This is a genomic window from Streptomyces griseoviridis, from assembly GCF_005222485.1.
Taxonomy (GTDB): Bacteria; Actinomycetota; Actinomycetes; order Streptomycetales; family Streptomycetaceae; genus Streptomyces; species Streptomyces hintoniae.
In genome coordinates this window covers 804,873-815,634 of record NZ_CP029078.1, presented here as the reverse complement: position 1 = coordinate 815,634, position 10,762 = coordinate 804,873, and the positions used below count along the sequence as shown (strand labels likewise).

Here is a 10,762-nt window from a genome sequence, read left to right as displayed (position 1 = left end):
CAGCGGAGGAACCGGTGACGCAGCACCCCCCGACCCCGGACGACCTGATGCGCTCGGTCACCGACGCGCTGCGCGCGGACGACGGACCACCGGGCGCCGACGACAGCCTCATCGCCTGGGGCCTCGACTCGATCACCCTGATGAGGATCGCCGGCGGCTGGCGCAAGCAGGGCGTCCGCGTCAGCTTCGCCGAACTCGCCAAGGACCCCACCCTGCGCGCCTGGCGCGCGCTCCTGGAGGCCGCGAGCCCCGCGCCCCCGCCGCCGCCCGCCCCGCGGCCCCCGACCGCCGACCCCGGCGAACCGTTCCCGCTCGCCGTCATGCAGCACGCGTACTGGATCGGCCGCGGCGACGACACCACCCTCGGCTCCGTCGCCGCCCACCTGTACGTCGAGTTCGACGGCGCCGACGTCGACCCGGACCGTCTGGACACCGCAGTCCGCGCCCTCGTCGCCCGGCACGGCATGCTCCGCGCCCGCTTCACCGACGACGGCAGACAGCAGATCCTGCCCGCGTCCGGCCACCCCGCCACGGTCGTCCACGATCTGCGGGACCTCGACGCGACGACGGCCGCGGCCCGCCTGGAGGAGATCAGGCACACCGCCTCGCACGCCCGCCTCGACGTCGCCGCGGGCGAGGTGTCCCGGGTGCGGCTGTCCCTGCTGCCCGGCGGCGCCACCCGGCTGCACGTCGACGTCGACATGCTGGCCGCCGACGCGCTCAGCTACCGGGTGCTCCTCTCCGACCTCGCCGCGCTCTACCTCCACCCCGAGACACCGCTGCCCGCGATCCGCACCAGCTACCCGGAGTACCTCGCCGAACGCCGCGAGGTGCGGCGCCTGAGCCGGGAGCAGTCGCGTGACTGGTGGGCGAGGCGGGTGCCCGAGCTGCCCACCGCGCCCGAACTCCCGCTCGTCCCCGAGGCCGAGCGCGCCGACCCCACCCGGGTCACCCGGCGCCACCACTGGCTGCCGCCCGAGGAGAAGCGGCGGCTCGCGGACCGCGCCCACCGGCACGGGCTCACCCCCGCCATGGCCGTCGCGACCGCCTTCGCCGAAGTGCTCGCGGCCTGGAGCGGACAGCAGCGCTTCCTGCTGAACGTCCCGATGTTCGACCGCAGGGGCTCCCACCCCGATGTAGACCTGCTGGTGGGCGACTTCACCAGCTCCGTGCTCCTCGACGTCGACCTCACCGAGCGCGCGACCTTCACCGAGCACGCCAGGCGCCTCCAGGACCGGATGCACACCGACGCGGCGCACGCCGACTACTCGGGCGTCGAGGTGCTGCGCGACCTCACCCGCCACCACGGTGAACAGGTCCTGGCGCCCGTCGTGTTCACCAGCGCCCTCAACCTGGGCGAGCTGTTCGACACGGGCGTCACCCGGTCCTTCGGCCGACCCGCCTGGATCGTCTCGCAGGGCCCGCAGGTGCTGCTCGACGCACAGGTGACCGAGGTCGACGGCGGTCTCCTCGTCAACTGGGACGTCCGCGAGGACGCGTTCCCCGACACACTCGTCGACGCCATGTTCGCCGCCTTCCACGGCCTCGTCACCCGGCTCGGCACCGACGACACGGTGTGGGAACAGCCCGTCCCCGCGCTGCTGCCCGAGGCGCAGACGGCACGGCGCGCGACGGTCAACGCCACCGGCACCCCGCACCCTCAACGGCTGCTGCACGAGGGCTTCTTCACCCACGCGGCCCAGCGGCCGGACGTGCCCGCCCTGCTGTGGGGCGACGAAGGCGCGCTGAGCTACGGCGAGTTGGCGGCGCTGGCGCTGCGCACGGCCGGTGCGCTCGTCGCCCGCGGCACCCGCCCCGGCGACACCGTCGCGGTCAGCCTGCCCAAGGGCCGGGACCAGATCGTGGCCGTACTCGGCGTGCTCGCGGCGGGCGCCGCCTACGTCCCGCTCGGCGTCGACCAGCCCGCCGCCCGCCGCGACCGCATCCGCCGCACGGCCGGCTTCCGGCTGGCGCTGACCGACGGTCGCCCCCTCGACGGCGTCGACGCCCTCGCCGTCGCCGACGCGGTGCGCGCCGAACCGCTGCCCGCACCCCTGCGGGTCGACCCGGAGCAGCCCGCCTACGTGCTGTTCACCTCCGGCTCCACCGGCGAGCCCAAGGGCGTCGAGGTGCCCCACCGGGCGGCCATGAACACCGTCGACGACCTCGACGAACGGTACGGAGTGGGCGCGGACGACCGCTGCCTCGCCGTCTCCGCCCTCGACTTCGACCTCTCCGTGTACGACGTGTTCGGGCTGCTGAGCGCGGGCGGCGCCGTCGTGCTGGTCGACGAGGCCGACCGGCGGGAGGCCGGGCAGTGGGCCGACCTGGTGCGCGCCCACCGCGTCACGGTCCTCAACTGCGCGCCCCCGCTGCTCGACACGCTGCTCCTCGCCACAGCAGAGGGCGAACTCGCGCCGCTGCGCCTGGTGTTGCTCGGCGGTGACTGGGTGGGCACCGACCTGCCCGGCCGGCTCGCGAGGCGGGCGCCCGGCTGCCGGTTCGTCGGTCTCGGCGGCACCACCGAGACCGCCATCCACTCCACCGTCTGCGAGGTGCGCGACGCCCAGGTGCCGGCGCACTGGCGGGCGGTGCCCTACGGCACCCCGCTGCGCGGGGTCCGCTGCCGGGTCGTCGACGGCCACGGCCGGGACCGCCCCGACTGGGTGCCGGGCGAGCTGTGGATCGGCGGTGCGGGGGTCGCGCTCGGCTACCGGGGCGATCCGGAGCGCACCGCCGAGAGGTTCACCGAGGCGGCGGGCGTGCGCTGGTACCGCACCGGGGACCTGGCCAGGTACTGGCCCGACGGCACCCTCGAGTTCCTCGGCCGCCGTGACCACCAGGTCAAACTGCGCGGTTTCCGGATCGAGTTGGGTGAGGTGGAGGCGGCTCTCGCCGGGCACCCCGCGGTGCGGCGCGCGGTGGCCGGGCTCACCCGGGCGCGGGGCGTCCAACTGGCCGTCGCGGTCGCCGCCGAGGCTGTCACCGAGGACGGTGTGCGTGAGTGGGCGCGGACCGTGCTGCCCCCGCACATGGTGCCCTCCCGGGTCGTCGTCGCCCGTGAGCTGCCGCTGACCTCCAACGGCAAGCTGGACCGGCGCGCGGTCGCCGCGCTGTTGGAGGCGCGGCCCTGTGAGGAGGCCGAACAGCGGCCTCCGGGGTCGGCGTTGGAGACGGTGGTGGCCGCCACCTGGGCGCGGGTGCTCGGCGTCGACCGGGTGGGGCTCGACGACGGGTTCTTCGCGCTGGGCGGCGACTCCGTGCTGGCCACGGTGATCGTCAGCCGGCTGCGTGCGGCGCTCGACACCTCCGAGGTGTCGGTGCGGGCGCTGTTCGCGACCCTCACCGCGGGCGGCATGGCCAAGCGGCTGGCCGCCGAGGAGGAGACTCCGGGGCGGCTGGAACAGGTCGCCGCCATCCAGCTGGAGATCGAGGCGATGTCGGCCGACGAGGTCGACTCGGCGCTCGGCGGGAGCTGAGCGGCACGCGGGCGGCGGGGCGCACCACGCGCCCCGCCGCCCGCCGGTCGCCCGTGGGGGGATCAGTTGTCGAGCTTGGCGAAGCCGGCCTCCAGGTTGTCCAGCGCCCAGGGGATGCCGAGCACCGAGGGGCTGCGCAGCTGGCTGATCGTCTCCACGTCGGTGACGACGTAGTCGCCCTTCTTCACCGCGGCCATGTTCTTCACCAGCGTGCTCGCCTCGAAGGCCTTCTGGAGGTCCTTGGTGGTGAAGGCGATGACCACCAGGTCCGCGTCGAGCCGGTCGAGCTGCTCGAAGGAGAGTTCGCCGGTCGGGCTGCCGTTGACGGTCTTGATGTTCTTGACCGACGGGGTCAGGCCGAGGCCGAGTTCGCTCATCAGCTTGGCCGCGAAGTCCGTCTCGGAGGCGATGGTGTAGATCTTCGCCGGGGTGTTGCCGATGGAGAGGCTGTAGGTCCTGCCGTCCAGCCCGGCGTGCTCGGTCCTGACGGCGGCGATGCCGGCCTCGGTGTCCTTGATGAGCTTCTCGGCCCGCGCCTTTTTGCCGACCGCCTTGCCGACCACCTGCACGTGCTCCTGCCAGGACTGCCGGCCCCAGGCGGTGGCGTAGCCGATGGTCGGGGCGACCGCGGAGAGCTTCTTGTAGTCCTTGTCGAGGGTGAAGTCCGAGGTGGCGAGGATCAGATCGGGCTGGAGGGAGGCGATCTGCTCGAAGTCGATGCCGCCCAGGGTGTCGATCAGCTTCGTCTCGCGGGTGTCGATCCGGTCCTTCAGCCACGGGTAGATCCCGTGGGAGCTGAGGGAGTCCTTGGTGACGGCGATCGGGGTGACGCCGAGGGCGTAGAGCGCGTCGACGTCGTCGGTGCCGCCGTTGCCGACCACCACGACCCGCTTCGGCGGCGAAGTGAGCTTCGTGTCACCGAACTTGTGCGTGATGGTGACGGGGAACGCGGAGGAGCCGCCCGTGGTCGCGGACTCGGCAGCGGAGCCGGTGTCGGAGTCGTCCTTGACGGAACCGCAGGCCGCCAGCCCGGCCAGCAGGGTCACGGTGAGAAGGGTCGTGCGGAGCGGTCTCGACATGGCAGTGCATCCCTTTTTCGCCAGGTACGGGGAGGAAGCGTGTGGCCGACAGTAAAGCAAGGTTAGGCTTGCCTTAGCAATGCGTTCCGATCCCTCGTCGTGGTTGATGAGACATCAACCACCCCTCAGAGCAGGCGAGTTGGGCGCCCCTCGGAAGAGGGGCGCCCCATCGGCACGGTCTCGCTCAGGGGCGGGACGTGAGATAGCCGCCCATCGTCCTGAAGTAGTCCGCGGCGGCCAGCTCGGTACCGTCCTCGGTGCGCACCCGCCTGACCAGCAGCCCCCGGCCGGTGCCGCTGTGCGCCTCCGGTCCCGCCACCACGACCACGCCGTCGCCCTCGCGGATGAAGATCCGGCCCGGAGTGCCGCCGTACAGCCCCTCGGAGACCCCGGCTGCCACGATCCTGAGGCGCTCGCCCCGGTGGAAGGCGTACGCGTTCGGATACGGGTCCGACTGGGCCCGCACCAGCCGTTCGAGACGCTCCGCCGGCCAGCTCCAGTCGATCCGGCTGTCCTCGGCGGACCGCTTGTGGAAGAAGCTGGCCCTGCTCCGGTCCTGCGGCTGCCACTGCCCGGCGTCCCGGCCGGAGGCGATCAGGTCGAGCGACTCGCGCACGATCGGCGTGATGAGGTCGACCGTGCGGTGGAAGAGGTCGGTCGCGGTGTCGGCCGGGCCCACCGCCACCGAGCGCTGCGTCAGGATGTCCCCGGCGTCGAGTTCGGCGTTCATCCGGTGCGCGGTCACCCCGACCCGCGGCTCGTTGTTGATGAGCGCCCAGATGATCGGCGAGAAGCCCGCGTACGACGGCAGCAGTGAGTCATGGATGTTGAGCGTGCCGTGCGGGGGCAGGTCGAACAGCTCGGGCGGCAGCCAGGTGCGCCAGTTGTTGGCGACGATGAGGTCCGGCGCCGACTCCCGTAGCGCGGCCAGGAGTTCGGGGTCGTCGGGGCGGTTGCGCAGGAGGACGGGAACGTCGTTCTTCTCGGCGAGTTCGGCGACGCTGTCGTCCCAGATCTTCTCGTAGGCGTGGTCGCTCCTCGGGTGCGTGACGACGAGGACGACCTCGTGGTCCGAGTCCAGCAGGGCCTGGAGTGTGCGATGGCCCCAGGTCTGATAGCCGAACATGGCGACGCGCATGCGGTTCTCCCCTCCGGCTGCTCCATTGCAAGGTAAGGCTAACCTTATCTAACATGTGGCTGCCTGAGGGAGGCGATGCCACGGTGAAGTCACCGCTCAAGGGAACTGACACCACCTACGACGTCCTCGGAATAGGTTTCGGACCGTCAAATCTGGCGCTGGCCATCGCGATCGACGAGCACAACGCGCGGCTTCCACCGGACGAACGACTCAATGCCCTCTTTCTCGAACGCCAGTCGAGCTTCGGCTGGCACCGGGGCATGCTGATCGACGACGCCACCATGCAGGTGTCGTTCCTGAAGGACCTGGTGACCCTGCGCGATCCGGCCAGCGACTTCAGCTTCCTGTGCTTCCTGCGTGAACGCGGGCGGCTGATCGACTTCCTGAACCAGAAGACGCTGTTCCCGCTGCGTGTCGAGTTCCACGAGTACTTCGAGTGGGCCGCCGAACGCGTCGGCCACCTCACCGCCTACGACCACGTGGTGACCGCCGTCGACCCGGTGCGCGACGACTCCGGTGCCATCGCCCACTTCGACGTCGTCTGCCGCGACCCGGGACGCCCAGGACGGACGGTGACCTACCGGGCCCGCGACATCAGCGTGGCCGTCGGCCTCGAACCCCATGTGCCGCCCGGCGTCGACCTCACCGAACGTGTCTGGCACAACAGCCAGTTACTGCCGAAGGTCGCCGAACTCACCGCCTCCGGCGCCCCGGTGCGCCGGGCGGTCGTCCTGGGCGCCGGGCAGAGCGCCGCGGAGACCGTCGACTATCTGCACCGCTCCTTCCCGGACGCGGAGGTCTGCGCGGTGTTCGCCAAGTACGGCTACACCCCTGCCGACGACAGCCCGTTCGCCAACCGGATCTTCGACCCGGAGGCGGTGGACGTCTACTTCGGGGCGCCCTCCGAGGTGAAGCAGTCCCTCTTCGACTACCACCGCTCCACCAACTACTCGGTCGTCGACATGGAGTTGATCGAGGCCCTGTACGCCACCGCCTACCAGGAGAAGGTCGCGGGCCGGGAGCGGCTGCGGTTCCTCAACGTCTCCCGGATCAGGGACGTCGCGGGGCGCCCGGACGGATCGCTGGGCATCGCCGTCGAGTTCCTGCCCACCGGCGAGCAGCAGGTCCTCGACGCCGACGTGCTGGTGCACGCGACCGGATACCGGCCGCGCGACCTCGGCACGCTGCTCGGCGAGGCCGCCAAGGTGTGTCTGCGCGACGACGGGGACGCGCTGCGGGTCAGCCGCGACCACCGGGTGGAGACCGCTCCCGACGTGACCGCGGGGATCTACCTCCAGGGCAGCACCGAGCACACCCACGGGCTGACCTCGTCGCTGCTGTCGACGACCGCGATCCGGGCCGGCGAGATCCACCGGTCGCTGGTGTCCCGGCGCGTGGCCGCCGTCTGACCACGCGCCGCCTGGAGCGGGTGGCGGCCCGTCAGACCGCCTCGGCCGCCGCCCGGTCGGCGTCGAACGCCGCCGCCACCCGGTCCGTCGCGGTCACCGCGCCGCAGGTGTCCGCCACCCACTCCAGCGTGAACTCGTGATGGCCGGCCGTCACGTCGGCCACCGCGTCGGCGACCACGAACGCCTCCAGGTCCCGCACCCAGGCGTCGGCGGCCGTCATCAGCACGCCCGCGCGGGCGTGCAGCCCGACGACGACCACCTGGTCGCGCTCCAACTCCCGTAACCGGCCGTCCAGTCGGGTCCGCGCGAAGGCGCTGTACTTGCGGGCCGTGAGCACGGTGTCGCCGGCCAGCGGCTCCACCCGCGCCACGAACGCCTCGGCGTCCTCGCCCGCCGAGGGGGCCAGAAGCCGGGCGTACGGCACCGGACCGCGCCCGCCGGCCCGCCGCACCCCGGCCGGCACCGAGTGGATGACCGGCACCCCGGCGGCCCGCGCGCGGTCGATCAACCGGCAGGCGTTGGCGAGGAGTTCGTCGACCGGCGCGGCCTCCTGTGCGAGGGCGCGCACGAACCGGTTCTGCAGATTGAGGACCACCAGCGCGGCCCGGCCGGCGTCGAGGGTCCACCCCGTCCGGTCGGCGGGCAGCATCGCGGGGGCGGGCATGACGTACGGGAACATCGGAGGCGGCATCTCGGTCTGCCCTTCTGGACGGTGCGGCCGGGTGGCCCGGCCGCGCGGCGCGGGGAGCCGGCGGACCACCCGGGCGGCCTCGGCCGGGCCGCCCGCCGGCTCAGGACCCCGGACGACGACCAGGTGGCCGGTGTCCGTCGTCCTCGCGACCGCCCCGGTGCGGTGGAAGCCGTCGGTCGTGAAGTGCCGGGTGTCGTGCTCGGGGGAGCGCCAGTAGCGGGGGACCGTGTCGGGGCCGCGGCTGAGCAACTGCCCCTCGGCGCCCGGTGGGACGTCCCGGTCCCGGTGGTCGACGACCCGCAGCTCGTGGTCGGCGGAGACGGCCCGGGTCCGCCCGGTCAGGGCCGCCTCCGTGCCGTCCTCCCGCCGGGTGCGGGCGATCAGCCCCTCGGCGGTGCCGAAGACCTGCCGCAGCGCGCAGCCGAGCGCGGGCAGCACCCGCCGCGCCACCGGCTCGGGGAGGCCGCCGCCGCTCACCACCAGGGTCCGCAGCGCGGTGAGGTCGTGGGCGGTGACGGCCGCCGCCGCGGTCCACCGGGCGGTGGGCGGCGCGGTCAGCGCGGTGTGCGTCACCCGCTCGGCCGCGACGATCCCGAACGCGTCGTCCGGGTCGTCCCCGCCGCCCAGGACCAGCCGGCCGCCCGCGCACAGCACCGCCAGCCAGTCGAGCAACCCCGGTACCCCGACGGTTAGTTCGGGTCTGACGACGAGATGGACGGTGTCCTCGTCGACGCCGAGGACATCGGCCCGGTCCCGCACCGCGCGGGTCAGTCCCGCCTGGTCGAGCGGTACCAGGCGGGGCGCCCCCACCCCGTCGCCCGCGTACTGGAGCAGGGCGAGGCCGCCGTCGTCGCACGGTCCGGTGGCGCGGGTGAAGCGGCGCACCGAGCGGGCCACCGGTTCGGGCACCCCCGGCGGCACCACCACCGGCACCGCGCCGCTCCGCCCGAGCGCGAGGACCTCCTCGAACAGCGCGGCGGAGCCCGGGAGCCGGACGACCACCCGGTGGCCGCCTACCCGTTCGGCGGCCAGTTCGGCCGCGCGGACCTCGACCCGCTCGGCCAGCTCGCCCCAGCTCACGGCGCGCCGCTCGGCGGCGGCGTCGACGAGCGCGATCCGTTCGGGGTGCGACTCGGCGCGCGCACGGAACAGGCCGTCGAGCGTGGTGTGCCGGGATGCGTCGGTGCTCACAGTGGGGTCCCCTCGCGTTCATGGCCCGGGGAGCACGGGGGCCGGTGGCGCGAGGGCGGCGAGTGGCACGACTCGTCCACGGCACGGCCTCCCGGTCGGGCGTGCTGCTTAGGTTAGCCTCACCTAAGCATGCTTATCGCCTCCAGGGAAACGGAAGATCCGGACGGCAAACATGAGATCGGGACAGCACACGTGAGATCGCCCCCGCCCGCCCGCCCGCCCGCCCGGCCGCGCGGTGCGCCCGTCAGCCCGGTCCGTGGGTCCACCGGCCGGCCAGGAGCGTGCCGTGCACCGGCATCGCGCGGAGCGTGCCCGCGTCGGCGGCCGACGGATCGACGTCGACGACCACCAGGTCCGCCGGGTCGCCCACCCGGATCAGCGACCGGCCGCACGCCGACGCGGCCAGCGCGGAGCGCACCGGCACCCGCTGCTCGGGGTGCCAAGCGGGCCGGTCGTCGCCGGTCCTGTGCACCGCCGCCGCGATCCCCACCCACGGGTCGAGCGGCGCGACGGGCGCGTCCGAGCCGAACTCCAGGGTGGCACCGGCGGCGAGCAGATCACCGTACGCGAAGGCACGCCCGGTGCGCCCCGCCCAGTGCCGGTCCGCCACATCGCGGTCGTCGATCGCGTGGGCCGGCTGCACCCCGGCCGTCACCCCCAGCTCCGCGAACCGCGGCACGTCCCCGGCGGTGAGCAACTGGGCGTGCTCGATCCGGCCACGGCAGCCCACCGCCGCGAACGCGTCCAGGGCGAGCGTGTTCGCGCGGTCCCCGATCGCGTGCACCGCGGGCTCGATGCCGTGCGCGGCGGCCCGCCGCATCAGCCGCACCAATTCGTCCAAGGACGTCTCCTCGACGCCGTACGCCTGCGCGGTGTCCTCCAGTCCGGGATAGGGCTCGCAGCACAGGGCGGTGCGGGTGTTGAGGGACCCGTCCGTGAACAGCTTCAGCGGGCCCATCCGGACCAGACCGCCGGTCCCCGGCAGCACGTCGCCGGTGCGCAGCCCGCGCGCCACGGCCGCGTCGAGGCGCGACGGATAGACGGCGGCCCGCACTCGCAGGTCCAGCGGCGCCGCCGCGGCGCGACGGCTCCAGTCGGCGAGGTTGTCGGAGAAGTGGAAGTCGATGATCCCGGTGACCCCGCGTGCCGCGGCGTCCCGCGCCGCCTCGGCCACCCAGCCGTCCAGGACGTCGGCGGGCACCTCGGGCAGCGTCCGCATCACCTCGAAGCACTCGTGCTCGCGCAGCAGCCCCGTCGGATGCCCTGACCTGCCGACCAGCGCGAGCCCGGCCGAGTTCAGCCAGACCGCGTGCAGATCGGCGCTGATCAGCGCGACCGGCCGGGCGGGGCAGACCGCGTCGAGCAGCGCCTTGTCGGGCGCGTCGGGCCACAGTCCGTCCCTGAACCCCTGCCCGAGCAGCACCTCGCCCGAGGACTGCTCCCCGGCGTGCGGGCGCAGCGCCTCGGCCACCGCCCGCGCGGACCCCAGCCCCGAGACGTCCACCCGCCGCCGGTTCCCGGCCCACTGCGCCATGTGCACATGCGCGTCCCAGAGCCCCGGCAGCACGGTGCGCCCCGCCAGGTCGAGCACGGGCCCGCCGAGGTCGCCGTCGCCGGTGTCCGAGACGGCGGCTATCCGGCCGTCCGCGATCCGCAGGGCGCCCAGCGGGCCCGCGGGGCCGAGCCGCACCCCGGCCAGGGTGAAGGGGGTGTGCGGGGCGTCCGTCGCGGGGGAGGGCGTGCCGTCGAGGCCCGTCATGGCGGCTCCAGTCGTG

6 protein-coding genes are annotated in these 10,762 nt (G+C 73.6%); 2 read left to right on the top strand and 4 right to left on the bottom strand.

The window, feature by feature from the left end:
• Positions 1-14: 14 nt before the first annotated feature.
• A complete protein-coding gene (locus DDJ31_RS03455) occupies positions 15-3,479 on the top strand; it encodes a non-ribosomal peptide synthetase (protein ID WP_206280739.1) in 3,465 nt (1,154 codons plus the stop codon).
• Positions 3,480-3,541: 62 nt separating this feature from the next.
• Here the strand turns inward: DDJ31_RS03455 and DDJ31_RS03450 are convergent, their stop codons facing one another.
• Both DDJ31_RS03450 and DDJ31_RS03445 read right to left on the bottom strand, forming a co-directional pair.
• Positions 3,542-4,558: an iron-siderophore ABC transporter substrate-binding protein gene (locus tag DDJ31_RS03450; protein ID WP_127181773.1), complete on the bottom strand. Its 1,017-nt coding sequence runs from the start codon at positions 4,556-4,558 to the stop codon at positions 3,542-3,544.
• Between the two features lie 184 nt (positions 4,559-4,742).
• Positions 4,743-5,696 (bottom strand): methionyl-tRNA formyltransferase, encoded by a 954-nt coding sequence (locus DDJ31_RS03445; RefSeq protein ID WP_127181774.1) that lies wholly within the window; start codon positions 5,694-5,696, stop codon positions 4,743-4,745.
• An 83-nt stretch (positions 5,697-5,779) separates the two neighbouring features.
• Between DDJ31_RS03445 and DDJ31_RS03440 the strand changes: the two genes are divergently transcribed.
• Positions 5,780-7,105 (top strand): lysine N(6)-hydroxylase/L-ornithine N(5)-oxygenase family protein, encoded by a 1,326-nt coding sequence (locus DDJ31_RS03440; protein WP_127181775.1) that lies wholly within the window; start codon positions 5,780-5,782, stop codon positions 7,103-7,105.
• Positions 7,106-7,136: 31 nt separating this feature from the next.
• Here the strand turns inward: DDJ31_RS03440 and DDJ31_RS03435 are convergent, their stop codons facing one another.
• Both DDJ31_RS03435 and DDJ31_RS03430 read right to left on the bottom strand, forming a co-directional pair.
• Entirely contained in the window at positions 7,137-8,987 is a 1,851-nt protein-coding gene (locus DDJ31_RS03435; protein ID WP_127181776.1) for an isochorismatase family protein, read from the bottom strand.
• 244 nt (positions 8,988-9,231) lie between these two features.
• A complete protein-coding gene (locus DDJ31_RS03430) occupies positions 9,232-10,746 on the bottom strand; it encodes an amidohydrolase (RefSeq protein ID WP_127181777.1) in 1,515 nt (504 codons plus the stop codon).
• Positions 10,747-10,762 lie beyond the last annotated feature (16 nt).